Annotated in this window: 25 protein-coding genes and 1 pseudogene; 7 read left to right on the top strand and 19 right to left on the bottom strand. The window is 70.7% G+C overall.

What is annotated here, in order from left to right; genetic code table 11:
* The first annotated feature begins 75 nt into the window (after nt 1-75).
* Nucleotides 76-726 (top strand): hypothetical protein, encoded by a 651-nt coding sequence (locus ABZ471_RS29120; RefSeq protein WP_359070449.1) that lies wholly within the window; start codon nt 76-78, stop codon nt 724-726.
* A 3-nt stretch (nt 727-729) separates the two neighbouring features.
* On the opposite strand, the gene ABZ471_RS29115 is transcribed toward ABZ471_RS29120, so the two are convergent.
* The 4 genes from ABZ471_RS29115 to ABZ471_RS29100 all read right to left on the bottom strand — a co-directional run bounded on the left by ABZ471_RS29115 (nt 730) and on the right by ABZ471_RS29100 (nt 3265).
* Nucleotides 730-1728, bottom strand: coding sequence for a peptidoglycan-binding protein (locus tag ABZ471_RS29115; RefSeq protein ID WP_359070447.1), 999 nt, complete (start codon nt 1726-1728; stop codon nt 730-732).
* A gap of 1 nt (nt 1729) precedes the next feature.
* A complete protein-coding gene (locus tag ABZ471_RS29110; RefSeq protein ID WP_359070445.1) occupies nt 1730-1900 on the bottom strand; it encodes a hypothetical protein in 171 nt (56 codons plus the stop codon).
* Nucleotides 1893-2753, bottom strand: a complete 861-nt coding sequence (locus ABZ471_RS29105) for an AraC family transcriptional regulator (RefSeq protein WP_359070443.1) — start codon at nt 2751-2753, stop codon at nt 1893-1895. The genes ABZ471_RS29110 and ABZ471_RS29105 overlap by 8 nt, the downstream gene beginning before the upstream one ends.
* Before the next feature lie 104 nt (nt 2754-2857).
* Entirely contained in the window at nt 2858-3265 is a 408-nt protein-coding gene (locus ABZ471_RS29100; protein ID WP_359070441.1) for a hypothetical protein, read from the bottom strand.
* Nucleotides 3266-3389: 124 nt separating this feature from the next.
* Between ABZ471_RS29100 and ABZ471_RS29095 the strand changes: the two genes are divergently transcribed.
* Both ABZ471_RS29095 and ABZ471_RS29090 read left to right on the top strand, forming a co-directional pair.
* Nucleotides 3390-4229: a helix-turn-helix transcriptional regulator gene (locus ABZ471_RS29095; protein ID WP_359070439.1), complete on the top strand. Its 840-nt coding sequence runs from the start codon at nt 3390-3392 to the stop codon at nt 4227-4229.
* Nucleotides 4226-4489, top strand: coding sequence for a DUF397 domain-containing protein (locus ABZ471_RS29090; protein WP_359070438.1), 264 nt, complete (start codon nt 4226-4228; stop codon nt 4487-4489). The genes ABZ471_RS29095 and ABZ471_RS29090 overlap by 4 nt, the downstream gene beginning before the upstream one ends.
* Here ABZ471_RS29090 and ABZ471_RS29085 read toward each other — a convergent pair.
* From ABZ471_RS29085 to ABZ471_RS29065, 5 genes and pseudogenes are all read right to left on the bottom strand, one after another.
* Nucleotides 4446-6269, bottom strand: a complete 1824-nt coding sequence (locus ABZ471_RS29085; RefSeq protein ID WP_359070436.1) for a 5'-nucleotidase C-terminal domain-containing protein — start codon at nt 6267-6269, stop codon at nt 4446-4448. The genes ABZ471_RS29090 and ABZ471_RS29085 overlap by 44 nt on opposite strands.
* 184 nt (nt 6270-6453) lie before the next feature.
* Nucleotides 6454-6819, bottom strand: a pseudogene (locus tag ABZ471_RS29080) (DUF6114 domain-containing protein); the annotation flags it as partial.
* Nucleotides 6820-6866: 47 nt separating this feature from the next.
* Nucleotides 6867-7439, bottom strand: coding sequence for a DUF6230 family protein (locus ABZ471_RS29075; protein ID WP_359070434.1), 573 nt, complete (start codon nt 7437-7439; stop codon nt 6867-6869).
* Between the two features lie 198 nt (nt 7440-7637).
* Nucleotides 7638-7850: a hypothetical protein gene (locus ABZ471_RS29070; RefSeq protein ID WP_359070433.1), complete on the bottom strand. Its 213-nt coding sequence runs from the start codon at nt 7848-7850 to the stop codon at nt 7638-7640.
* Nucleotides 7851-7952: 102 nt separating this feature from the next.
* Nucleotides 7953-9236, bottom strand: a complete 1284-nt coding sequence (locus tag ABZ471_RS29065; protein WP_359070431.1) for an adenylosuccinate synthase — start codon at nt 9234-9236, stop codon at nt 7953-7955.
* A gap of 197 nt (nt 9237-9433) precedes the next feature.
* Between ABZ471_RS29065 and ABZ471_RS29060 the strand changes: the two genes are divergently transcribed.
* Together ABZ471_RS29060 and ABZ471_RS29055 are read left to right on the top strand one after the other, a co-directional pair.
* Complete coding sequence (locus ABZ471_RS29060) at nt 9434-10282, top strand: diacylglycerol kinase (protein ID WP_359070429.1); 849 nt, start codon at nt 9434-9436, stop codon at nt 10280-10282.
* Nucleotides 10283-10421: 139 nt separating this feature from the next.
* On the top strand, nt 10422-11930 hold the full coding sequence (locus ABZ471_RS29055) for an APC family permease (protein WP_359070427.1): 1509 nt from the start codon (nt 10422-10424) through the stop codon (nt 11928-11930).
* Nucleotides 11931-11955: 25 nt separating this feature from the next.
* Here ABZ471_RS29055 and ABZ471_RS29050 read toward each other — a convergent pair whose 3' ends face one another.
* The gene (locus ABZ471_RS29050) at nt 11956-12447 is read right to left on the bottom strand and encodes a MarR family transcriptional regulator (RefSeq protein ID WP_359070425.1); all 492 of its coding nucleotides are present in this window, start codon (nt 12445-12447) and stop codon (nt 11956-11958) included.
* A 74-nt stretch (nt 12448-12521) separates the two neighbouring features.
* Here ABZ471_RS29050 and ABZ471_RS29045 point away from each other — a divergent pair, with 74 nt between their 5' ends.
* Together ABZ471_RS29045 and ABZ471_RS29040 are read left to right on the top strand one after the other, a co-directional pair.
* The gene (locus ABZ471_RS29045) at nt 12522-13418 is read left to right on the top strand and encodes an ABC transporter ATP-binding protein (RefSeq protein ID WP_359070423.1); all 897 of its coding nucleotides are present in this window, start codon (nt 12522-12524) and stop codon (nt 13416-13418) included.
* Nucleotides 13415-15010, top strand: coding sequence for an ABC transporter permease (locus tag ABZ471_RS29040; protein WP_359070422.1), 1596 nt, complete (start codon nt 13415-13417; stop codon nt 15008-15010). Before ABZ471_RS29045 ends, ABZ471_RS29040 begins: the two co-directional genes overlap by 4 nt.
* Here ABZ471_RS29040 and ABZ471_RS29035 read toward each other — a convergent pair whose 3' ends face one another.
* The 9 genes from ABZ471_RS29035 to ABZ471_RS28995 all read right to left on the bottom strand — a co-directional run bounded on the left by ABZ471_RS29035 (nt 15011) and on the right by ABZ471_RS28995 (nt 24481).
* On the bottom strand, nt 15011-16216 hold the full coding sequence (locus ABZ471_RS29035; RefSeq protein ID WP_359070420.1) for a cytochrome P450: 1206 nt from the start codon (nt 16214-16216) through the stop codon (nt 15011-15013). It abuts the gene before it with no gap.
* Between the two features lie 132 nt (nt 16217-16348).
* On the bottom strand, nt 16349-16843 hold the full coding sequence (locus ABZ471_RS29030) for an RICIN domain-containing protein (protein WP_359070418.1): 495 nt from the start codon (nt 16841-16843) through the stop codon (nt 16349-16351).
* Between the two features lie 114 nt (nt 16844-16957).
* Nucleotides 16958-17623, bottom strand: coding sequence for a response regulator transcription factor (locus ABZ471_RS29025; RefSeq protein ID WP_359070416.1), 666 nt, complete (start codon nt 17621-17623; stop codon nt 16958-16960).
* Nucleotides 17620-18972, bottom strand: a complete 1353-nt coding sequence (locus ABZ471_RS29020) for a histidine kinase (protein ID WP_359070414.1) — start codon at nt 18970-18972, stop codon at nt 17620-17622. The genes ABZ471_RS29025 and ABZ471_RS29020 overlap by 4 nt, the downstream gene beginning before the upstream one ends.
* Nucleotides 18973-19076: 104 nt before the next feature.
* Nucleotides 19077-19757, bottom strand: a complete 681-nt coding sequence (locus ABZ471_RS29015) for a response regulator transcription factor (protein ID WP_359070412.1) — start codon at nt 19755-19757, stop codon at nt 19077-19079.
* Entirely contained in the window at nt 19754-21145 is a 1392-nt protein-coding gene (locus tag ABZ471_RS29010; RefSeq protein WP_359070410.1) for a sensor histidine kinase, read from the bottom strand. The genes ABZ471_RS29015 and ABZ471_RS29010 overlap by 4 nt, the downstream gene beginning before the upstream one ends.
* 10 nt (nt 21146-21155) lie before the next feature.
* The gene (locus ABZ471_RS29005) at nt 21156-22370 is read right to left on the bottom strand and encodes an acyltransferase (RefSeq protein ID WP_359070408.1); all 1215 of its coding nucleotides are present in this window, start codon (nt 22368-22370) and stop codon (nt 21156-21158) included.
* Complete coding sequence (locus ABZ471_RS29000) at nt 22363-23439, bottom strand: alpha/beta hydrolase (RefSeq protein ID WP_359070406.1); 1077 nt, start codon at nt 23437-23439, stop codon at nt 22363-22365. Before ABZ471_RS29000 ends, ABZ471_RS29005 begins: the two co-directional genes overlap by 8 nt.
* A gap of 139 nt (nt 23440-23578) precedes the next feature.
* Entirely contained in the window at nt 23579-24481 is a 903-nt protein-coding gene (locus ABZ471_RS28995; protein WP_359070404.1) for an alpha/beta hydrolase, read from the bottom strand.
* Between the last annotated feature and the right edge of the window lie 269 nt (nt 24482-24750).

Below are 24750 nucleotides of genomic sequence, written 5' to 3'. Positions count from 1 at the left end.
GGCCTCACCGACTACCCTTCCCTGACCACCTGCTGCTGTGCGTGAACGCGCGCCTGCCGATGCGAGGAGCTTTCTTTGGCCTGTGATCTGTGGCTGGTACCGCTCGTCGACGTGTTGTGCCACACCCCGGACAACCCGTTCGCCGAGGAACTCGCGCACTACAACGACGCGCTGGCCGCGGCCGGCCTCCCGCCGGTGCCGGTGTACCAGTACATGCCGGGCCTGTCGGGAGACGTCGCCCCGGTGGCCGGATTCGACTACGACGCACTGCACTTCCTGCGCCGCGCCTATCTGCTCCAGGTGTGCGGGCTGCCGGTGACACCGGTCGACGAACTCGGCGGCGACTACGAGCAGCTGCTGGAGATGTTCGAGTCGACGGCCCAGCAGTCCCACCTGGTCTGGCACTACGACCACGCGGGCGCGTACGTCCCGGTGGACTTCCCGCACCCGCTGTCCAACGACGAACTCCTCGCCGGCGGCGGCCCCCTGGGCTCTTCCCAGACCCTGCTCAGGGAACTGGAGTTCGTGGCCCCGACGATCGGCATCGACCCGGCCAACCCGCCGGCGGCGCCGGCACCGCCGGCGTCCCCCACCGAACTGGAGGAGCCCGCGGTACCGGCGCCGTACGACCCCAGCCCCTTCGCCCGCGAGCGCCACGTGTGGCTCGGCCTGCACGCGGCGGCGACGCGGTCCCTGGCACAGGGGTCGATGATCGTGTTCAGCTGACGATCAGAAGGTGCCCTCGCTGAGCGCCTGCTGGAGGTGACGGGTGGTGTCGGGGCCCCACTGGCCGTCGACGCCCGAACCGACCGTCTTCTGGAGGGCGCGGACCGTGTTCGGGCCGACCACCCCGTCCACGGCCACCTTCAGATGACCCTGGAGCACCTTCTTCGTCAGCGGCCCGAACGAGCCGTCCACGGACAGTTTCGCGCCGTGCTGGTTGAGCGCGCGCTGCATCGCGGCACAGGTCGCCGGGCCGAACGTGCCGTCGACCGCCGGCTTCCCGGCGGACGGCGGGCGCGGGGCGGGCGGCTGCGGCTTGGTACCGCCCTGGAGCGCGGACTTCATCATGGCCGCCGACGCCGGCCCGTACGCGCCGTCGACCGTCAGGCCGTACCTCTTCTGGAAGGCGCGCACCGCCGTGTCGGTGGCCTTCCTGAAGTCGCCGTCCACGACGAGCTTCGAGCCCATGACCGTGTTGAGGTTCTGCTGGAGCGACCTGACCACGGGCCCCTGGGAGCCGAGGCGCAGGAGGCCGTCCGTGGGGGGCAGCGGGTCGGCGTCGCCGTAGCCGGGGCGGCCGTAGCCCACGATCATGCTGGAGTTGCGCAGTCGCCGCCGGCACAGGTCGCTGGTGTTGCCCTCGATGGTGGTGACGGTGCCGTTGGAGTGGACCGCCTCGACGACACCGACGTGGTCGATGGCGCCGATGGACCGGCTGCCGCTCCAGTCGAAGAAGACGATGTCACCCGCCCGGATGCCGCCGATGCCGTAGTGCCAGCGGCCGCGCGACCGGAACGCCCGCGCGTGGGCGACGGTGTACGCGTACTTCCCGCCCACGGCGCTCAGGTTGTCCGAGTGGGCGGCAGCGTAGCTGACGGTCATGTCGCACCAGGCGCCGTCGAGGCCGTACCAGCTGGTGACCTTGTTGTGGTTCGAGCCGGGCGGGGACTCCCCGGTGCCCAGCAGGCTCCGCATCTGCGCGAGCATCCCCTGCACGGAACCCATGTCACACCTGCCAGTTCTCGGGGTAGGCGTCGATGTCCCCCTCGACGACGACCTTCGGGTCCTGGCTCACCCCGGCCTGGTCCGGGTCCACGTCGAACAGCCCGGCCCCGCCGCGCGGCTCGACCGGCTTGTCGCCGGCGGCCGCCGTCACGTGTAGCTCGTTCTCAGCCATGCAGTTCCCCCCTGCGATTCCCCATGTGATTCCCCACGCGATCCCCCACCCGATCCCTCATGTGTACGGAGGCCGGCAACGCCTGCCGGGCCTCGCCGTGTCCATGAGTCTGCTGGGCCGGTACACGCCTGTCCTTGGCGCTGGGCGCACTGTTTCTTGGCTGGGAACGCACCCTCAGGGCCGTGGGAGTGGTGCCGTAGGCGGTGCGGAAGGCCCTGCTGAAGTCGGCTGCCTGCGCGAACCCCCAGCGTGCCGCGATCACATGGACGGGCAGGTGGCACAGCCCCGGATCGGCCAGATCCCGGCGGCACCCTTCCAGCCGCTGTGCCTTGATCCAGGAGGCGACGGTGAGCCCCTGGCGCTGGAAGAGCCGGTGCAGATAGCGGGTGGAGATGTGATGGGCGGCGGCGACCCGGTCGGGCGTGAGGCCGTCGTCCCCCAGGTGCCGCAGGATGTAGCCCTGGATACGGGGCAGCAGAGTGGTCCGGTCGCCGGGGCGGTACGGGGTGGTGTCGTCGCCCAGTCCGGCCAGGAGTCCTGCGACGAGCGCAGCGACGTCCAGGCGGTCCGCTAACTCCTCTGCCGTGACACCTAATTGCTCACTGTCCGCCAGACATGCGGTGATCACCTTGTTCCACGTCCCGGCCAGCCGCATCCGGTACGGCCGCCCCGAGTCGAGCAGCACCAGACCGCCCGGCCCCACCCGCGCGGTCCGCCCGGCCTGCTCCAGCACCAGCTCCCCGTCCTGCACGAGCACGAGTTGCCGACCGCCGCCCCCGTCTCCCCTCACCTCCACGGCGGGACCGTGCAGACAGGACACTCTTACGGCGCCCGACTCCCGTATGACTTCCATCTCTCCCCCTCGGACGGATGAAGTCCACAGGGAGCCAGGGATACCGGATGCGCGTCACCGTGTCATGGCGGCAATGCCGCAAACTGGCGGCAATATCATGGCAGTTAGGGACAGGACTCCTCCTGGAGCGCGGTGCGCAGCAGCAGCGTGTGGACGAGACGACCGGGCGCCGTGGGCGGATAACGCCACGCCAGCGGCCAGGTCTGTCCCTCCAGCGCGGGCACCGGGATGTAGCAGATCCGGTACGGCCCGCTCGTCAGCCGGGTCACGTGATCCGGCCAGGTGTGATGGGAGGTACTTCCGGCCGCCACGAGGAAGTAGACACATCTGCGCCCGCTGCCGGACTCGACCACCGGCCCCGGATCACCCCCGGTCATCCGCGCGAGCCCGTCGGCGATCTCGCGCCCTCGGTCCCCGTCGAGCCGAACGGCGTCGAATTGGACCCCTGCCTTGCGGAGTTGGACGCCTGTGGCGGGAATCCATTCATGGGTGGGGTGACTTTGCGTATTCATGGGACCAGTGTCAGTGGCGGCCGTTACCTTCTTCCATAACTCTCCGTCGACCTCTCCGGACGGTCGAGAGTCGCCGGAGTGTGCCGATGACCGGTTGAGTTCGGTTGAGTCCGGGGGTGACCGCATGGCGCGGGCGGAGAACAAGGTGGAGGCGGGCGGCACGGCACATCTCGTCGCCGCCCTGGCGAAAGCGTTGCGTGAGCAGCAGAAGCTCACGCAGGACGAGTTGGGCAAGCGGATCGGCTACACGGGGTCCGCAATCAGCGCGATGGAGACTTGTGCGCAGCCCGCCAGCGACAAGATGCTCGTGTCGTTGGAGGAACAGATCGGGGGTGGGCTGGGGGTCTTCGAGAAGGCACGGAAGTTCATGCTGCTGGACAAGTACCCGCCGCAGTTCAAGAACTTCGCGTTGATGGAGGCGGAGGCGGTGACGTTGTCGTCGTATCAGACCTACCAGGTCGCAGGCCTGTTCCAGACGCCGGAGTATGCGAGGGCGCTGATCGGCGGAGGGTTTCCCAGGCTCCCCGACGCAAAGGTGGACGAGCTGGTGGAGGCACGGATCGCCCGGCGGGCCCTGTTACACAGAGATCCTCCGGCCATGATCGAGCTGATCCTCGACGAGTCGGCGCTGCGTCGTCCGTTTGGTAGCCGGGAGGTGCTGCAAGGGCAATTGCAGTCTCTGACGGAGGACGCAGAGAGGGACAATGTCAGCATCCAAGTCGTCCCGATGGAAAGGGGGTTGAGGGGAGGTCATGCGGGAGCCCACGGCGACATGGTGCTGGTAGAGACCAAGGAACACCATCGCGTGGTCTACCTGGAAGTCGAGGAAGAAAGCCTCCTGGTCAGCGACCCCGCAAAGGTCGCACTCCTCAATCACCGGTATGCGAAGATCCGCACACAGGCTCTGAGCCCGGACGACTCGCTAAACCTGATCCGGAAGTTGGCAGGAGAAGAGCGGATATGACGAGCACCTTGCAGTGGTTCAAGTCGAGCTACAGCAATGCCAGCGGCGGCGATTGCATCGAAACCGCCTACACCTGGAACAAATCCTCGTACAGCGGCAGCAGTGGCGGCGATTGCGTCGAAGTAGCCCCCTGCCCCCACTCCATCCTCATCCGGGACTCCAAGAACTCCGACGGCCCCCGGGTGACCGTCTCCCCGGGGGCCTGGGTCGGCTTCCTCAGAACACCGGCGTTCCGGCCTGGGTCAGCTTCCAGTTGGTGACGGCGAAGTCCGCCGGGTCGAGGCTCTTCTTGGCGGTCACGTAGTCGATCATCAGCTGGCGGATCTCGTTGGTCGAGCTGTAGGCGATCGGTGCCGAGGCGATGTGCGGGTAGCCCGAGCCGCCGTTCGCCCGGTAGTTGTTGACCGCCACGACGAAGACCTGGTCGTCGGCGACCGGGGCGCCGTTGTAGGTGAGGTTCTTGATCCGGGAGCCCTCGGCCTGCGCGATGTCGATCTCGTAGGAGACGCCCGCCGCCGTGTCGTACATGTAGTCCCAGAAGTTGTTGGCGTTGGTGAGGGTCGCGGTGTCGACCTTCGTGCCGGCCGGGACCTGGTGGTAGTACTTCGCCCCGTACTCCAGGTAGGCCTTGAGCTGGGCGCCCGTCAGCTTCTTGCCGTACAGGGTGTTGTCGTAGATGTAGAGCCCGGCGATGTCCTTGATGGTGACGTTGCCCTGGGGGATGTCCGCGGTGCGGCTGAAGGGGGCCGCCACCGAGATCAGCGGGAGCGCCGCGTCCGCCGTCGACAGGCCCGACTTCACCGTGTCCATCTGCACCTTGTGGATGAAGTCCATGATCGGCACGTCCTTCCAGCAGGAGTCCGCCGCCGAGAGGTCCGCGGTGCAGGTGCCGACCGCGGTGTTGACGTACTTCACGACCAGCTCGTGATCGGCCTGCAGGAGCTTCTTGACCTCCGGGTCCTCGTCCACCGTGTTGGGGTTGAGGGTCTGGGCCGTCTTGCTGGTGACCTTCCACCGGCCGTGGTGCAGTTCCAGCTCGAAGTCGAAGACGCTCAGGCGGAACCCCCAGCAGTACGGCTCGGAGAGCAGGACCTCCTCGCCGGTCTCCGCGTTCTTCACGGTGTACGACGGGACCTCGACGTGGGTGTGGCCGACGAGGATCGCGTCGATGCCGGGCACCTGCTCGGCGACGAGGTTGGAGGCGTTCTCCACGTACGGGAGCGCGTCGCCGTAGGAGGAGGAGCCGTCCAGGCCGGAGTGGTCGGTCAGGAAGACGACGTCACAGCCGAGCGCCCGCAGCCGCGGCACGTACTTCTTCGCCTGCTCGACCAGCCCGGGGAAGACCATCTTGCCGCTGACGTTGTCCTTGTCCCACAGGGCGATACCGGGGTTGGTGAGGCCGAGGATGCCGACCTTGATGTCCGGGGCGCCCGGCACGCAGATCCGCTTCACCGTGTACGGGTGGAAGGCGGGGCGCAGGGTCTTCGCGTCGAGGGCGTTCGCGCCGAGCAGCGGGAAGTGACACTGGCTCTCGAACTTCCGCAGGGTGTCGATGCCGTAGTTGAACTCGTGGTTGCCGAGGGCGGCGGCGTCGTAGCGCATGTGGTTCATGGCGACGGCCATCGGGTGCTTGGGGCCGCGCTTGCCGTCGGTGCCGGTGATCGGGTCGACGCGGGCGAAGTAGTAGGCCAGGGAGGTGCCCTGGATGATGTCGCCGGCGTCGACGAGCAGGACGTGGTCCTCGCCCTTGGCCTCGCGCTGCTGCTTGATCAGGGTGGCCACGCGGGCCACGCCCGCGCAGTTGCCCGCCTTGTCGGTGTAGGGGGCGTCCTTGTAGTAGTCCCAGTCGAAGACGTGGCTGTGCAGGTCGGTGGTCCCCAGGATGGAGAACGACCAGGTGCGCGGCGCCTTTTCGGGCCGGTGACCGGCTTCCGCGGCCTCGGCGCTGCCGGTACCGACCGCTCCCGCGGCGGCGACGGCCGCGCCGGTGACGGCCGACTTCTGCAGGAAGGTGCGGCGGTTGAGGGGCTGGGCGGGCATGACAGGCTCCCGGGAGGCTGGAGTTGACGCGAGCAGGGGGGCGTACCGTGCGGGGGCTACCCGCGTAGATCGTGCTCGCGCCCGCCGGTGTCGGGAACCAGGAACAGGCCATGTCCGAGTCAAGGATGGGTCAGCAGGGTCACCCGGTGTCCGCCTCCGCCGCCGGCGGTTCGTCGGCGGTGGGCGGGATCCAGGAACAGGCCAGGGCGCCGCCGATCAGGCCGCTGAACACGCCGAGGAAGAGGCCGCCGAAGTTCGCGACGGGGAAGGAGACGAGGGCGAGCAGCAGCGTGGCGATCCCGGCGAACATGCGAAGGTGCAGTTGGTACCAGAGGGTGAGCCCCAGGGCGATGAGCAGGACTCCGATGACCAGGGATCCGGCACCGGACGTGGTCGACATGGCCAGTGGAACGGCGCCCATGTCCAGGTTCGCGTACGGCCAGTACAAGATGGGCAACCCCGCCGCCAAGGTGAAGAACCCCGCCCAGAAGGGACGTTCACCACGCCAGGTGCGGAACCGGCGGCGGGCGTGCGCCGCGGTGCGGCGCAGGCGGGGGCGGGGGCGGCGGGGCTCGGCAGGTCTGTCCCGCCCCGGGATCAGAAGCATTCGTGGTGGCCCTGCTCGACCCGCACGCGCAGGCCGGGGACGTTGAACGTACCGGCAGTGAGCGCGACCGCGATCACGCGCACGTCGGTCAGGGTGACCGACGTGGCCTGCTGCCCGAAGCCGCTGGGATCGAAGAAGCGCGAGTGCCTGTCGCCCGGATTGATCGGCCCCTTGGTGATCTCCCCCTGCGCGATACCCATGTCGAAGTTTCTGAAGTCCGCCTGCCCGGCCGACTGGAACGTCGTGTCGAGGAACAGGTTCGACGCCTCGACCGGGCGTTCGTCACCGCCGGTGATCCTCAGTGTCTGCGGACCCAGCACCGGAACGTCGATCAGCACGGACTGGCACAGCCCACTGATCGTCGAATGCCGGGATCCGACGACCTGGACGGGCACGAGCTCGCCCTCTTTGGTCACGTCCACCATGCCGTAGCTGCTGAGGCCGCGAGAGGTCAGCGTGTCCGCGGTGACCTGGAACCTCTTGCCGGAGATGAGGAACGACGCTGCCAGTGCGCCCTGTCCCATGGCGATGCCGAGGGCTGCGCAGGCCGCGAGGCCGGGCACCAGAACCACTGCGAAGCGTCGCCAACGGGTCCTGCCGACGCGCTGCGACATCCCGGCTCCTTCGGTCATGGAGTGGATCCGCCCATATTTCATAAAGGCGGATATTTCCCCCTCATCCAGTGACGGATCCTAGGCTTCCCGTCGCGGCGAGCGGCTGCACGCCAGGGCCGCCGTACGGGTGACGCGCCTCCTGGCGCCTCAGAGCCGGCCGATGAGTTTGATCTCCGGCGGCCACAGCACTCTGCTCGCCACCAGCAGCGACGGCCCGAGGTGGACCGGGCAGACCCGCAGCGGCGGCCTGTCGTACCGGGCGACCTCGAAGACGGCGGGGTCGGAGCAGTCCGTGCCGGCGGCCTGGTCACCTTCGCCGCCGTACGGCCCCCGGCACAGTGCGGTCCGGTGGACGCTCATACTCCGATTGTGCACCTCGCACAACCGGAAACCGCCCGCCGATCACGCCCCGGAGGGCGGACCGGCGGGCGGCAGAGACCCGGCGCGAGCGGTGCCCGCGGCCTACAGGAACGAGTTGATCTCGATCGTCTCGTCCCGGCCCGGACCCACGCCGATCGCGGAGATCGGGGCGCCGGACATCTCCTCCAGCGCCTTGACGTAGTTCTGGGCGTTCTTCGGCAGGTCGGCGAAGGACTTCGCCTTGGTGATGTCCTCGGACCAGCCCGGCAGGGTCTCGTAGACCGGCTTCGCGTGGTGGAAGTCGCTCTGCGAGTAGGGCAGCTCCTCGACGCGCTGGCCGTCGATCTCGTACGCCACGCAGACCGGGATCTCCTCCCAGCCGGTGAGCACGTCCAGCTTGGTGAGGAAGAAGTCGGTCAGGCCGTTCACACGGGTCGCGTAGCGGGCGATGACCGCGTCGAACCAGCCGCAGCGGCGGTCCCGGCCGGTCGTCACGCCCCGCTCGCCGCCGATCCGGCGCAGCGCCTCGCCGTCCGCGTCGAACAGCTCGGTCGGGAAGGGACCGGCGCCGACACGGGTCGTGTACGCCTTGAGGATGCCGATGACCCGGCTGATCTTCGTCGGGCCCACGCCGGCGCCGGTGCAGGCACCGCCCGCGGTCGGGTTCGAGGAGGTGACGAAGGGGTACGTGCCGTGGTCGATGTCCAGGAGGGTGCCCTGGCCGCCCTCGAACAGGACCACCTTGTCGTCCTCCAGCGCCTGGTTGAGGACCAGGACGGTGTCGGTGACGTACGGCTTGATCTGCTCCGCGTAGCCCAGCAGCTCCTCGACCACCTGGCCGGCGGAGATGGCGCGCCGGTTGTAGAGCTTGGTGAGCAGCTGGTTCTTGACGTCGAGGGCCGCCTCGACCTTCTGCTCCAGGATCGACTCGTCGTACAGGTCCTGGACCCGGATGCCGACGCGGTTGATCTTGTCGGCGTAGGTCGGGCCGATGCCCCGGCCGGTCGTACCGATCTTGCGCTTGCCGAGGAAGCGTTCCGTCACCTTGTCGACGGTCACGTTGTACGGCGTGATGATGTGCGCGTTACCGCTGAGCAGGAGCTTGGACGTGTCTACGCCACGCTCGTTCAGACCGCTCAGCTCGGAGAGCAGGACCGACGGGTCGACGACGACACCGTTGCCGATGACCGGCGTACAGCCGGGCGAGAGGATTCCGGAAGGGAGAAGGTGGAGAGCGTACTTCTGGTCGCCCACTACCACCGTGTGGCCGGCGTTGTTGCCGCCCTGGTAGCGCACGACATAATCCACCGAGCCACCGAGCAGGTCGGTCGCCTTCCCCTTACCTTCGTCACCCCACTGAGCACCGAGCAGCACAAGTGCGGGCACGCGCGTACACCCCTTCCGGGCGGGGCATGTCCAAGGTCGGGGGCTTGGGCGTAAGGTTCACCGCCGCGTACCACCGCGACCGCCTTTGGTCGCACAACCGTCGGACCGGATGCCCCGGAATAGACGAAGCCCCTGGCGCAATAGCGCAAGGGGCTCTTGCACAAAGATGCTACCCGAGGAAGCGAGGCAGGACCGAGGTGGCGACTTTCGCGACGTCCGATCAGCTGCTGGTGATCATCGATCCATCAGCCCGGCAGACGGACGGGGAGTCCGTCCGAATCGCGAAAGACGTGCTCAGCGCGGGTGCGACCACCAAAGTGTGTCTGCCGGACGGGCCCGAGGAATTCGCCCGGGCGCTCGGCCGGCGAGGGTCCCGGCGCCCGGTCGTGGTCGGCGACGACCGGGCGCTGGTCCGCGCGGTGACCCTGCTGCACCGCCGTCGAGAGCTGGCCGGATGCGCCCTGTCGGTGGTGCCGGTCGGGGGCACGGCCCTGGCGGAGTCCCTGGGTGTGCCGGCCGGTGCGGTGGCGGCCGCACGGGCCGTGCTGGACGGCGCGGAGCGGCACCTGGACCTGCTGGTGGACGAGAGCGACGGGGTCGTCCTGGGCGCGCTGGGCATCCCGCCGGCGCCCCTGCGGGAGGTTCCCTCCGTACCGGTGGGCGTCCCTGAGGGGCGGCCCTGGCTGCGCACGAGGTACCGCTCCCTGGTCCGCACCCTGGCGCCCCGCCCCGCCCGTCTGACCGCCGTACCGGCCCCGGGACCCTGCCGGCTCCGGGTGGAGATCGACGGCGAGACGCTCGTGGACCTGGACCAGCCCGTGGAGGCGGTGTCGGTGAAGCCGGGTGCCGGCGGGGTTGCCCAGGTGGACGTCCGGCCGCTGTCGCTGGGCGCGGAGGCGACCGCGTTGCAGGCCTTCGGGCGCACGGTGACCGTGGCCGGCGGGGATTTCCGGTACCGGGCGGACGCGGCGGTCTCGGGGCCCGTACGACGCCGGACCTGGACCGTGCGCGAGGCCGCCTGGGCACTGACGCTGCCCGTCCCGTAGCGCCCTCCCGCGACCCCCTAAAGGTCTGGTGACAAATATTTAACCGTTCCGACCCCTTGAGGGACCGGTTCGACGTCCACCATCCTGCTCCATCAAGGCGCGGTGCGTCCGCGCGTGACGGTCAGGAAGGGGCCACCCGATGGCAGTGGACGAGGGCGTCGCCCCGGCGGCGAAGACGGACGACGACGGAACGGTTCATCGGCTGAAACCCAACGCCGTCGGCCTGCTCGGCGTGGTGTTCATGGCCGTGGCCACGGCCGCGCCGATCACCGCGATGACCGGCAACGTGCCCTTCATGGTGTCGTCCGGCAATGGCATCGGGGCGCCCGCAAGCTATCTCGTTGCAATGGTCGTCCTGGCAATCTTTTCCGTGGGTTTCACGTCGATGGCCAAGCACATCACGTCCACGGGCGCCTTCTACGGCTTCATCTCCTACGGCCTCGGCCGCACCGTCGGCCTCGCCTCGGGACTGCTCGCGACCTTCGCGTACGTCGTCTTCGAGCCCGCGCTGATCGGGATCTTCTCCACCTTCGCCACGACCACGCTGAAGGACCAGACCGGGCTCGACGTGCCCTGGTGGGCGTTCGCGGTCCTGATGCTGGCGATCAACGCCACGGGCACCTGGTTCGGGGTGAGCGTCGCCGAGAAGCTGCTGGTGGTGCTGCTGGCGACGGAGGTGACGGTGCTGGCCGCGATGGCCGTCTCGGTCGCCTTCCACGGCGGCGGGCCGCACGGCTTCACCTTCGCGCCGGTCAACCCCGTCAACGCCTTCAAGGGCACGTCCGCCGGGCTCGGGCTCTTCTTCGCCTTCTGGTCGTGGGTGGGCTTCGAGTCGACGGCGATGTACGGCGAGGAGTCACGCGACCCGAAGAAAATCATCCCCAAGGCGACGATGATCAGCGTCCTGGGCGTCGGCGTCTTCTACGTCTTCGTCTCCTGGATGGCCATCTCGGGCACCGGCGCGGGCAGCGCCGTTCAGGTGGCGACCAAGGACCCGATGGGCCTCTTCTTCAACCCCACCGAGCGCTACGTCGGCCACTGGGCGGTCGACGTCATGCAGTGGCTGATGATCACCGGCTCGCTGGCCTGCGGCATGGCCTTCCACAACTGCGCCGCCCGCTACATGTACGCCCTGGGCCGCGAGGGCGTCCTGCCGTCCCTGAAGAACACGATCGGCCGCACCCACGCCAGGCACGGCTCCCCGCACATCGCGGGCCTGGTGCAGACGGTGGTGAGCGGGCTGCTGGTGGGCGCGTTCTGGGCCGCGGGCAAGGACCCGTACAGCGGCACGTACGTCCTGCTCGCCATCCTCGGCACCATGGCGATCCTCGTCGTCCAGGCCGTGTGCTCGTTCGCGGTGCTGGTCTACTTCCGCACGCACCACCCGGAGAGCCGGCACTGGTTCAAGACCGCCGCTGCGCCGCTGATCGGCGGCATCGCGATGCTCGCGGTGGTCGTCCTGCTGGTGTCCAACATGGGTGCGGCGGCCGGGCCGGAGTCCGGCTCGCTGGTCCTGAAGGCGACGCCGTGGCTGGTCGCGCTGATCGCGGCCGGCGGCATCGGCTACGCCCAGTACCTCAAGCGGCGCGCCCCCGAGCGGTACGCGCTGCTGGGGCGGACGGTGCTGGAGGAGACGAAGGAACGCTGAGCCACGTACGGGCGACCGAGCCGCGTCAGTGGCCGAACCTCTCCTGTCGGTACGCCTGCCAGCGTTCCATCATCTCGGCCACGTCGTGCTCGATGAACTCGAAGAAGGCCAGGGTCTCGGCCAGCCTGCGCCCGGCCGGTGTGCCGGCGCCCAGGCTGGCCACGCCCTCCCTCAGGGCGTCCTCCCAGCGCTTGATGATCGCCTCGCGGCTGGTGAGCGCCTCGTACCACTGGTCGCTGTGCACGCGGTACCGCTCCCGGCGCGAGCCGGGCTCGCGCTCCCTCGACACCATGTGGACCTGCGCGAGGTAGCGCACGGCGCCGGAGACGGCCGCGGGGCTGATCCTCAGCTGTTCGCCCAGCTCGGCGGAGGTCAGGGCGCCGGTGTCGGAGGCGAGCAGGGCGGCGAAGACGCGGGACGGCATGCGCGGCATGCCCGCCTCGACGAGCTGCGCCGCGAAGTGCTCCACGAACCGCGAGACCGACTCCGGGTCCCGCTCAGTACTCGGCTCCGTCATGCCCCTCACCCTATCCGGGGTTCATGCGCTTCCTTAACTTCACAAATTTCTGAAAGAAGCGTACGTTCGGAGGCATGACCAAGGCAATCACGGTCTCCGGACTCCACAAGTCCTTCGGCCGTACCCACGCGCTGGACGGCCTCGACCTGGACGTCGAGGCCGGCGAGGTGCACGGCTTCCTCGGGCCCAACGGCGCCGGGAAGTCGACCGCCATCCGCGTCCTGCTCGGCCTGCTGCGCGCCGACGCGGGCGCGGCACAGGTGCTGGGCCGCGACCCGTGGACCGACGCGGTGGAGATCCACCGCCGCATCGCCTACGTGCCCGGCGACGTGACCCTGTGGCGCAACCTCTCCGGCGGCGAGGTCATCGACCTCTACGGCCGGCTGCGCGGGGGCCTCGACGCCCGTCGCCGGACGGAGCTGGTCGAGCGCTTCGAGCTGGACCCCACCAAGAAGGGCCGCACCTACTCCAAGGGCAACCGGCAGAAGGTCGCCCTGGTCGCCGCCTTCGCCTCGGACGTGGACCTGCTGATCCTGGACGAGCCGACCTCGGGCCTGGACCCGCTGATGGAGGAGGTCTTCCAGCGCTGCGTCCGGGAGGAGCGGGAGCGGGGCCGCACGGTGCTGCTGTCGTCGCACATCCTCAGCGAGGTGGAGGAGCTGTGCGACCGGGTGAGCATCATCCGCACGGGCCGTACGGTCGAGTCCGGCTCGCTGGCCGACCTGCGCCACCTCACCCGGACCAGCGTCTCCGCCGAACTCGCGGGCCCGCCCAACGGACTGGCCCGCCTGCCCGGCGTCCACGACCTCGACATCCAGGGCCGCCGGGTCCGCCTCCAGGTCGACACCGACCGACTCGACGCCGTCCTGCGGCAGTTGAGCGAGTCGGGCGTGCGGTCGCTGACGTCGACGCCGCCGACGCTGGAGGAGCTGTTCCTGCGGCACTACCGGGACGAGGTGGCGGCCCGATGACGACGTTCGCGGTACCGAGGTCCGGCCGCCAACTCGCCGGCACCGTAACCCTGTTGCGCTTCGCGCTGCGCCGCGACCGGGTGCTGATCCCGGTCTGGGTGGCGGTGAACGCACTGATGGTCCTCTCCATGCCCAACACGCTGAAGAGCCTCTACGGCACCGCAGCCGAACGCACCGATCTGGTGCGGCAGCTGGAGACCAACGCCTCCTTCCGGGCCCTGATCGGCCCGGTCTTCGACACCTCGCTCGGCGGGCTGACGGCCTGGCGCGTCGGTGTGTACGCGGGTGCGCTCGCGGCGGTGACCAGCCTGCTCGTCGTCGTACGGCACACCCGGGACGAGGAGGAGAGCGGCCGGCAGGAGCTGGTGGCGTCCGGGATGGTGGGCCGCCGGGCCTCCCTCACGGCGGCGCTGCTGGCGGCCGGGGTCGCCAACGCCGTACTCGGCCTGCTGATCACGGCGGGCCTGTCCGCACAGGGAGCCTCCGGCGCGCTGTCCTTCGGCCTCGGCCTCGCGGGCGTCGGCATGGTCTTCGCCACGACGGCGGCGATCGTCGCCCAGCTGACGGAGAGCGCACGGCTGGCCCGTGGCCTGACCGCGGCCGTACTCGGCGCGGCCTTCGTCCTCCGCGCGGCGGGCGACTCGGCGACGAACGACGGCTCGTCCGTCCTGACCTGGCTCTCCCCGCTGGGCTGGCTGGAGAACCAGCGCTCCTTCGCGGACGAACGCTGGTGGGTGCTGCTGCTGTTCGCGGGGGCCGTGGCGCTCCAGGCGACGGTGGCCTACGGGTTGGCCGGCCGCCGTGACCTGGGCATGAGCTTCCTGCCCACCCGCCCGGGCCCGCCCACCGGCCGCCTCGGCACGGCGGCCGCGCTGGCCTGGCGTCTGCAACGCGGCAGCGTCCTCGGCTGGTCCCTCGGTTTCTTCCTCGCCGGGGTCGTCTACGGCGGTCTCACGGACGGCGCGGCCGATCTGGTCCGCGACAACGACAACGCGCGGAAGATCTTCGAGCGGATGGGCGGCCGGAGCGGCCTCACGGACGCGTTCCTCGCGTCGATGGTCGGCATGCTCGGCCTGATCGCGGCCCTGTACATCGTGGCCTCGGTCCTGCGCCTGCACGGCGAGGAGACGTCGGGCCGCGCCGAACCGGTGCTGGCCTGCGCCGTGGGGCGCCTGCGCTGGGCCGCGAGCCACCTGACGATCGCCTTCGGCGGGGCCGCGCTGATCATGCTGCTGGCGGGGGCGGGCTTCGCGGTGGGCTACGGCAAGGAGGTAGGGCCGATCCTGGGGGCCTGCCTGGTGCAGCTCCCGGCGGTGTGGCTGATCGGCGGGGTGACGGTCCTGCTGTACGGGCAGGCCCCCCGACTGGCACCGGCCGCCTGGGGCATCGCCGTGGCGGTCCTGCTGATCGGCTGGGTGGGCCCGGCCCTGGACGCGCCGCAATTCGTGCTGGGCCTCTCCCCGTTCGGCCACCTGCCGAAGCTGCCGGGCGAAGGGATGGAGTGGGGTCCGGTGCTGGTCCTGCTGGGGCTGGCGGCGGCACTGGTGGGCGCGGGGGTGGCGGGGCTGCGGCGCCGGGACCTGGCCGGCTGATCACCCCACTTCCACACTCAACCCCTCCAGCCCCCGGATCACGAAGTTCGGCTTCCGTTCCGGCTCTGCCGTCAGGCTCAGTGTGGGGGCCTTCTCCAGCAGCGCCGTCATCGAAGCCGCCAGTTCGATGCGGGCCAGTGGGGCGCCGATGCAGTAGTGGATGCCCGCACTGAAGGAGATGTGCGGGTTGTCCTTGCGGGTGAGGTCCAGGCGGGTCGGGTCGGTGAAGACGGACGGGTCGTGGTTGGCGGAGCCGAAGAGCATGGCGATCTCCGCGCCCCTGGGGATCGTCGTGCCGTCGATCTCGATGTCGTCCAGGACCCAGCGTTCGAAGAGCTGGAGCGGGGTGTCGTAGCGCATCAGCTCCTCGACGGCCGAGGGGATCAGGGAGTGGTCCGCACGGAGGGCCGCCAGCTGGGCCGGGTTGCGGAACAGGGACCACCAGCCGTTCACCGTGGCGTTGACGGTGGCCTCGTGACCGGCGTTGAGCAGCAGCACCGCCGTGGAGATCATCTCCTGTTCCGTCAGGCGGTCGCCCTCGTCGTGTGCCGCGATCAGGCCGGAGACCAGGTCCTCCCCGGGCTCCTTGCGACGGGCCGCGATCAGCTCCCGCAGGTAGTCGGAGAACTCGACCGACGCCCGGACCGCCCGCGCCGCCGTGTCCTGCGACGGGTTCAGCTCGTACATCCCGCAGATGTCGGCCGACCAGGGGCGCAGCTGGGCCCGGTCCGACTCCGGGATGCCCAGCATCTCGGCGATCACGGCGACCGGCAGCGGTTCCGCGACGTCCGTCAGCAGGTCGCCGCCGCCCTTCGCGACCAGCCGGGCGACCAGGTCGCCCGCGAAGCCGTCGATGTACGGCTTCAGCCGCTCCACCGTGCGCGGGGTGAACGCCTTCGACACCAGCCGACGGATCCGGGTGTGGTCCGGCGGCTCCAGGTCGAGCATGCCGTGGTCGTTGAGGGTGTGGAACGGCTCGTGCTCCGGCGGCGGCGCGGTCCGGCCGAAGTCGTCGTGCGTGAACCGGTGCTGATAGGTGCGGCCCAGGCGCCGGTCCCGCAGCAGCGCCGAGACGTCCGCGTGATGCGGGACCAGCCACTGGTTCGTGGGCTCGTAGTGGTGCACGCGGCCCTGGGCGCGCAGCTCGGCGTAAGCGGGGTACGGGTCGGCGAGAAACTCCGGGTCCCACGGGTCAAAGGCTGCCATGCACGGACGCTAGCCCGACGTCCCCGGCTCTGACCAGGGGTGTCCATGGCGGATCGGCGCGGCCGGTATCCCCGCGGTGATCCACGGGGACCGGTGCCCCGTGGATCGCTCCGAGCCTGTACCGACCTTCGGTCAGGGCTGGTTGGGGAGGGTCCAGTACTGCCAGGTGTTGTTGCCGCAGTTACGGACGTTGATGCCCGCGTGCTCGCTCGGGTCGCCGCTGTTCTGGATGCTGAGGCACTGGTTGTTGACCTCGGTGACCAGCCGGGCGGTGTCCGTCCTGGCGTCCTTGTTCCAGCGCTGGTTGGCGAGGCCGTGGCAGTCGCCGACCACCTGGGCCGGGGCGTTGACCTCGCCGTTACGGACGTCGAGACAGTGCTTCTCGGCGCCGTTGACCAGCTTCTTCCCCTCCCAGTACCAGAGCTGACTGCCGTTTCCGTTGCAGCTCTGCACCTCGACGTTGTCGCCGTTGGACGCCAGGCACTTGCCGTTCATGGCGGAGGTGATCTGGAAGTACTGGGGAATCCTCGCGGCGGAGGCAGCCGCCTGGACGGGCAGTGACGTGGCGAGCAGGGGCAGGGAGGCCAGGGCGAGCGCGGTGATACCGCGCTCCATGTGCTTGATCATGGGGGTGGTGTAGCGCGATCCCGCCGTGCACCGACAGGTTCTGAAACGGCGGCTCACCCGACCGGCGTAGTGGATTCACTGCAGAAACGATCAGCGGAAAAGCCCTCCGTCGCACTACCCGGGTGTCACCAGCCTCGCCTCGTACGCGAACACCGCAGCCTGCGTGCGGTCCCTGAGCCCCAGCTTCACCAGGATCCGGCTCACATGGGTCTTGATCGTCGACTCCGCCACGACCAGCCGCTCGGCGATCTCCGCGTTCGACAGGCCCTGCGCGATCAGGACCAGCACCTCGGTCTCCCGCTCCGTGAGGTCCCCGTACGCCGCCTGCCCCGCGGGCATCATGCGCGGCGCTTCCGACAGCCGCGAGAACTCCGTGATCAGCCGCCTGGTCACCGAGGGGGCGAGCAGCGCCTCACCGGAGGCGACCACCCGGACCCCGTCCGCCAGTTGACGTGCCGAGGCGTCCTTCAGGAGAAAGCCGGAGGCGCCCGCCCGCAGCGCCTGATACACGTACTCGTCCAGGTCGAACGTGGTCAGCACCAGCACCTTCGCCGCCGCGTCCGCGGCGACGATCTCCCGGGTCGCCTCGATGCCGTTCAGCTCCGGCATGCGGATGTCCATCAGGACGACGTCGGGCGCGAGTTCCCGCACCCGCTCGACCGCCTCGCGGCCGTTGACCGCCTCACCGACGACCTCGATGTCCGGCATCGCGTTCAGCAGGACGGAGAAGCCCTCGCGCACCATCATCTGGTCGTCCGCGATCAGTACGCGGATCGTCATGCCTCACCCTCGATCGCGGTGTCCAACGGCACCGGCAGGAACACCGTCACCTCGTACCCTCCGTCGGCTGTGGGGCCCGCCGTCATCTCGCCGTTCAGCATCGCGACCCGCTCCCGCATCCCGGTGATGCCGTGCCCCGCACCCGGCGAGGGCTTGAGCAGGGCCGACGCGGGCGGCGCGCCGTTGACTATGCGCAGGCCCAGGCCGCCGAGAACGTACCCGATCTCGACCCGCGCGCCCGCCCCCGGAGCGTGCCGCAGCGTGTTGCTCAGCGCCTCCTGCACGATCCGGTACGCCGACAGCTCGACGCCCTGCGGCAGTTCGCGCACCGCCCCGGTCACCGCCTTCTCCGCCTCCAGCCCGGTCTCCCGCACATTGGCGAGCAGCCCGTCCAGGTCGGCGAGGGTGGGCTGCGGGGCGTCCGGCGCCTCGTAGTCCTCCGCGCGGACCACGCCCAGCACCCGGCGCAGCTCCGTCAGGGCCGCCACCGCGTTCTCCCGGATCGTGGCGAACGCCTTCTCCAGCTCCGGCGGCGGGTTCTCCACCCGGTAGGGCGCGGCCTCCGCCTGGATGGCGACCACCGACATGTGGTGTGCGACCACGTCGTGCAGCTCACGGGCGATGGTCGTGCGCTCCTCCAGCAGCGTGCGCCGCGACCGCTCCACCGCGGTCACCGTCTGCTGCGCCGACACCTCCTGCGCCGCCTCCCGGCGGATCTGCCGGACGGTGACGACCAGCAGAAGCAGAGCGGAGACGACCAGCATCGGACCCACGTTGGTGTTGTAGTGGCCCCCGCCGAAGGCGTTCCCGGCGAGGAAGCCGTAGACCGCGGTCAGCGCCCACATCCAGGCGGCCGTGCGCGGGCGGGTGCGCAGCGCGACGACCGTGAGCACGACCAGGTGGGACAGGAAGCTGCCCGGCAGCCACGGCCAGTCGCTCCAGCCGTCCGCGCCGCCGACGACGGCGGCGGCCGTGGATGCGGCGAGCGAGCACCAGAACGCCCCCACCGGACGCGCCAGGGTCAGCAGCACCGGGCCCAGCGCCAGCAGTCCGCACAGCGCGGACGGGAGTCCGGCCTCCGAGCTCGCCACGGCGAACAGCATCGCCAGCAGCCCGAGGGCGGCCACCGCCACATGCGGTGCCCAGGCCCCGTACTCCTTCACGCGACCGGACCGGCGGGCGAGCCGGCCGCCGGCCTCCCTGCGGGGCAGCGGGCGGTAGGCAAAGGCATCGTGGAACAGGTCCTGCCGCAGCCCGCGCAGGGCGTCCGCGGCGAGCCGGAACTCGGGGCTGCGCGGCCTCGCGGCGCCGCCCGGCGGTGTCGTCTGCGTGTGCGTCGTCTCGGTCACGTGCCACACGGTAGGCGGAGGAGGGGGTCCCGGTCGTCCCCTCGGAGAGGGGTCCTCGGGGATCCGTCTCAGGTACTACGGGCCACTACGGGAACCCTCAGGGGTCAGGATCCGGACGGGCGCACCAGCCCCGACTCGTAGGCGAAGACCGCCGCCTGCGTACGGTCCCTGAGCCCCAGCTTCACCAGGATCCGGCCCACGTGCGTCTTCACGGTCTGCTCGGCCACCACCAGCCGCTCCGCGATCTCCGCGTTCGACAGGCCCTGCGCGATCAGCGCCAGCACCTCCGTCTCCCGCTCGGTCAGGCCGCCCACGCGCTGCTTCGCCGGGGTCCGCGGGGGGCCGTCCAGGCGCGCGAACTCGGTGATCAGCCGACGGGTGATGCCCGGGGCGAGCAGCGCGTCCCCCGCCGCCACCACCCGGACCGCCTCGGCGAGCTGGTCGGCGGAGGCGTCCTTGAGGAGGAACCCCGAGGCCCCTGCGCGCAGTGCCTCGTACACGTACTCGTCCAGATCGAAGGTGGTGAGGACCAGGACCTTGATGCCCGGGTGGGCGGCGGTGATGCGACGGGTCGCCTCGATACCGCCGAGTTCGGGCATCCGGATGTCCATCAGCACCACGTCCGGGGTCAGCTCCGCCACCTTGGCGATCGCGTCCAGACCGTCCACGGCCTGCCCGATCACCTCGATGTCGGGCTTGGTGTTGAGCAGCACGGTGAAGCCCTGCCGGACCATCTGCTGGTCGTCGGCGATGACTACACGGATGGTGCCGGCGCCGCTCGTCATGAGGTCTTTTCTCCTGTCGTCGGGTCGGGGTCCCGAAGCCGTGGGGGCAGGGACAGGGGCCGCTCGGACCCGTCGGGGGTGCCCGTCCTGGGCAGGAACGCGGTCACCATGAAGCCGCCCTGCGAGGTACTGGTCGCGCTGACGTGCCCGCCGAGCATCGCCGCGCGCTCCCGCATGCCCAGCAGACCGTGGCCGGTGCCCGGCGAGGGCTGGACCGGGTGGCTGGGCCGGGAGTTCGTCACGATCAGGAGGATGCCGTCGCAGAGGTGCTCGACCTCCACCTTGACCGTCGAACCCGGGGCATGGCGCAGCGCGTTGCTCAGTGCCTCCTGCACGATCCGGTACGCGGACAGCTCCACACCCGGCGGGTAGGGGCGCGACTCGCCGCGGAAGTCGGTGACGACGTCCAGACCGGCCGCCCTCGTGTTATCGATCAGCGCGCCGAGCCGGCCGAGATCCGGCTGCGGGGCATCGGGCGCCGGGCCCGTGCCGGGAGCCGCCGGCCGGTACGGGCCGCCGACCGCACCCGGTTCCTCGGGGGACTCGGAGCGCAGCACGCCGAGGACGCGGCGCAGCTCCGTCAGTGCCTCCAGGGCGTTGTTGCGGATCCCGGCGAGGTTCTCCTTCAGCTCCTCCGAGGGGTTCTCCACCAGATGGGGCGCCACCTGGGCCTGGATGGAGATCACCGACATGTGGTGCGCGACCACGTCGTGCAGCTCGCGGGCGATACGGCTGCGCTCCTCCAGGAGGGTGCGGCGGGCGCGCTCCTCGGCGGTGATCGTCGTCTGCTCGACCAGCTGGGTACGGGCCTCGCTGCGGCCGCGCAGGGCACTGCCGATGAGAACGGCGACGGCGAACAGGGCGACGGCCATCACGCCCGTCGAGGAGTAGCGCTGCGCGCCGATGACGCCCTGCAGCAGGAAGGTCACCAGGATCGTGCCGGCGAGCGCGGCCAGGGCGCCGCGGATGCGGACGCGCAGGGCGAGGAGCAGGAGCACCACCATGTGCGGGAGCAGAGTGGGCGTGGTCCAGGGCCAGTTGGGGCCGGCGGAGTGCACCGACGCCAGCTGCGGGCGGGCGAGGAGGGCGGTGACGGCGGCGGCCGACAGGGAGACGGCCAGGGCCGGCAGGGGCCGCCACAGTGCGAGGACCATGGCAGCGGCCTGGAGGAAGGCGGCGAGGAAGGCCACGGCTGTGGTGAGGCCGTAGCTGTTCGACAGTTCCTCGCCTCCCCCGAGGCCCAGGGCGAGGGCCGTGTAACCGGTGATCAGGTAGGTGAGGAGGCGCAGCCAGCGGTACTTGGAGAAGGGGGGTGACTGGGGTGAGGGGTTCTCGCCGAGCCAGGTACGGATGCGGGGTTTGTCGCGGGCGGCGGGCTCGGGTGTCACCCGGCCAACTCTAGGCACTGTGCGGGGACTTTGTTCGGGGCGAGTGGCGGTGGACGAGCCGGGACGCGCGGTTGCGGGGGCGGCGGGGGCCCTGTTCGTGGTGACGGAAGGCTGCCCGGAAGAGGACCAGGGTCAGGGCGAAGAGAGGGAGACAGGCGACGCGGGCCGCCACCCAGGTCAGGGAGTCGGGGCGGGTGTGCAGGCCGGGCAGCCGGCCGGCCAGGAGGGCGGTCGCCGTCGTGGCCATCAGCGCCGTCTGGTGCCAGAGGAAGATCGTCATCGCCGAGAGGTTCGTCAAGGTGATGGCCGACCAGGCGAGCGGGCGGGTCATCGCCCGCTGCAGGCGTTCGCGCAGGAGGAGGGCCAGACCGCACTGGGCCAGGCCGAAGGTGACGGCGGCCAGGGTCGGGGGGTTGAGGTTGGAGACCGCCGCGCCCGGGACGCCGACCATGGACGCCGGGTAGCCCGCCAGGACGACGAGGCCCGCCGTGGCCGTCGTACCGCCGATGAGCAGGACCCGGGCCGCGCGACGGGTGTCCAGCTCGCCCCGGGTCCAGGCCGCGCCCAGGGTGTACGGGACCAGCCAGCCCGCCGCCAGGTTCACCCAGCCGAGCCAGTCCGGGCCCGTGTGCAGGCCGAAGCGCAGGACGTCCACGTGCAGCACGACGGCGAGGGGCCAGAGAGGGCTGAGGCGGGTGAGGAGCGGGGTGGCGGCCGTCAGGGCGGCGAAGACCAGCAGGAACCACAGGGGGGACAGGGCGAGTTTGAGGAGGGCGTGGACGGTGGTCGGCGGGGCGCCGGTGAGGAGCAGGGCCGCTGCGGCCGCCGTCCACAGGGCCAGCAGGGCCGTCACCGGTCGCAGGAGGCGGGAGAGGCGGGCGCCCAGCCACTGGGGGTACGTCAGGCCCCGGGCGCGGGCCGAGGCGAGACTGCGGGTCGCCACATGGCCGCCCACCAGGAAGAACACGGCCAGGGTCTGGAAGATCCAGGAGATCGGCGCCAGCCAGGGCATGTGCTGGAGCGGGCTCGCCGTGTGCAGGCCGCCGTCCTGCGCGACCAGTGCCGTGACCAGCCAGTGGCCGAGGACGACACCGAGGATCGCCAAGGCCCGCAGCGCGTCGACTGCACGGTCGCGGGAGGCGGGGGTGGCGGCGTCCACGCGGTGGGCGCCGTGACGGATCGCGTGCAGCGCGCGGCGCGGAGCGCTCAGGGCGGACTCAGCCACGGGTCACCTCCGAGGTCTCGCCGAGGGAGATCCGGGCCAGGTTGGCGAGGGAGACCGAACCCGGGGTGAAGTAGCCGCTGTGGTCGGCGCCGGCCGCGTCGAAGACGTGGGCGCCGAAGGCGCGGGAGACCGGGTCGGTGCCGAAGCCGACGGTGGTGAACAGGAGGCCGGCGCGGACGTGCGGTACGTGGGCGACCCAGTCGTCGCTGCCCCGGGCCGCCCAGATGCGGGCGCGGGTGTGCAGGCCGGCTGCCGAGTCGGCGCCCGTGCCGGGGCTGCCGATCAGGGCGATGTCGTCCACGTCCAGGCCGGGGGCGGCCCGGCCGCAGACGACCGAGCCGTAGGAGTGGCAGAGGAGGGAGACGCGGGCGCCGGTGGGGGCGAGGGTGTGCACCTGCCGTACGAGGGCGCGGAGGCGGGGGGCCGCCTGGTCGGCCCGGGTGGTCGTGGTCACCGTGGTGCTGACCGTGCCCGGGGTTCGGTAGCCGAGCCAGGCGATGACGGCGGTGCGGGTGCCGGGGCGGGTGCGGTGCGAGAGGTCTTGGTAGAGGGCCGCTGCCGTTCTGTGGAAGCGGGCGTAGGTGTCCAGTGAGGTGTCGGAGCCGGGGACGAGGACGGCGACGCGGTCGGCGTGGAGGAGGTCGCCGAGGACCTCGGTGGCCTGGCCGGGGCCCCGGCCGTCGAAGGCGAGGAGGTTTCGGGCGGCCAGGGTGCGGTCGGCTGCGGCGCGGTGGGGGTCGCCGTGCGCGGCTGCCATCCGGGCGGCCTGTGCGGCGTTGGCACGGTTGGCTTCGTAGACCGAGGGGAGGGTCGCGCGGGTGGGGGCCGGCAGGCGGGCGGGGGCGGGGGCCGGGATCCGGGGGTGGGCGGCGGCCGTGAGGGCTGCGATCGTGGCGGCCGCGAGGAGCACCGGGCCCCATCGCCGCCCGGCCTTCGGCCGGAACCGTTTTCCCAGCCGTACCGCCCGTACCGCCCGTGCGGCTTCGGCGGTCGGGTGCGGGTGGCTTCCGTGGGACGCGTTCACCGTCGGCGGCTGCGGCGTGGTGGCGGTCGGCGGTGCTTGCCCCATGGGTGGCTTCCTTTCGGAGAGCCCGGCCATCGGGCTTGTCCGACAAGGAAGTTAGAAAGCGGTGGGTGTAATCGGCGTCCCGCCAGGGAGCTGTTGTGCGTCGTAGCTCTCAGGTACTACGGGTATGACCGGGTCGTCGTCACCACGCCAGCTGGGCGATCTCCTCCGCCACCACCGCGCACGCGTCCGCCGCCGGATCGATCAGCGGGAAGTGGCCGACGTCCTCCAGCAGGGTCAGGCCCACCACCTCGCCCGCCTTCGCCGCCGCGTCCGCGTACGCCTCGGCCACCGCCTGCGGTACCTCCAGGTCCGTGCGCCCCTGGACCAGGGTCGTCGCGATGCCCGTCGGGAGGAGGAGCGCGGGGTCGGCGTACGGCTGGCGTTCGGCGAACTGCTTTTCTCCGCCGAGGAGTTGCAGGGCCGCGTTGCCGCAGACGTCCAGCTTCTCCGCCATCGTGAAGTCCGCGATCGGGGCCAGCGCGACCACGCCGCGCAAGGGGGCCGGACGGTCCGTGCGCCAAGGGGCGTCGGCGGGCAGGACGTGACGGGCCGCGGCCCACAGGGCGAGGTGGCCGCCCGCCGAGTGGCCGGTGAGGACCAGGCGGCGGGGGTCGGCCTGCGGGAGCGCTTCGCGGAGGAGGGCGGGGAGGGCGTCGAGGGCGGCGGCCACGTCGTCGAAGGTGTCGGGCCAGCGGCCGGCCAGAGGCGCCGGGGCTCCGGTGCCGGACCCCGTGTTCTGGCCGGGGATCTGGGGGGCGGCGCCCCGCCTGTACTCCACGTTGGCCACGGCGAAGCCCCTACGGGCCAGGTAGTCCGCGAAGGGGGTGATGTGACGACGGTCGTAGCGGGCGCGCCAGGCTCCGCCGTGCAGGACGACGACCAGGGGCGCGAGGGTGGCGTCGTCGGTCCGGGGGGCGTAGAAGTCGATCACCTGGTCGGGGTGGTCGCCGTATGCGGAGGTGACGTCGGGGTCCACCGGCGGGTGCGCGAAGGCCGACTCCTCTTCGGCGGCGGCGCGGGCTGCTGCGGCGTCGTCCGGCATGCTCCAACCTCTCAGCGATAACGGGGTACCTCCCAGGCTTTCGGCACTGGGGGAGGGTTTGGCGGACCGGGCGGGAATCTTCGTCGGCCGTTGGCGGGGACGCTATCAGGCCGGTGACGTGCGGCAACATGGGGTTGTCACGCACGGTGAGGGGCAAACGGCCGGTAAACGGTTCTGTGGGGTGTTTGTACGGAGCGGAGAGGGCGGGGGGCCCAGGTGTAGTCCGTCCCCCAGGAGATGGTGGAGCCGGATGCCGGGTTGTCCCAGAC

The sequence above is a fragment of the Streptomyces sp. NPDC005728 genome (assembly GCF_040630895.1).
Lineage (GTDB): Bacteria > Actinomycetota > Actinomycetes > Streptomycetales > Streptomycetaceae > Streptomyces.
Note: the sequence above shows the minus strand (reverse complement) of the source record. Positions and strands in the feature narration are given on the sequence as shown.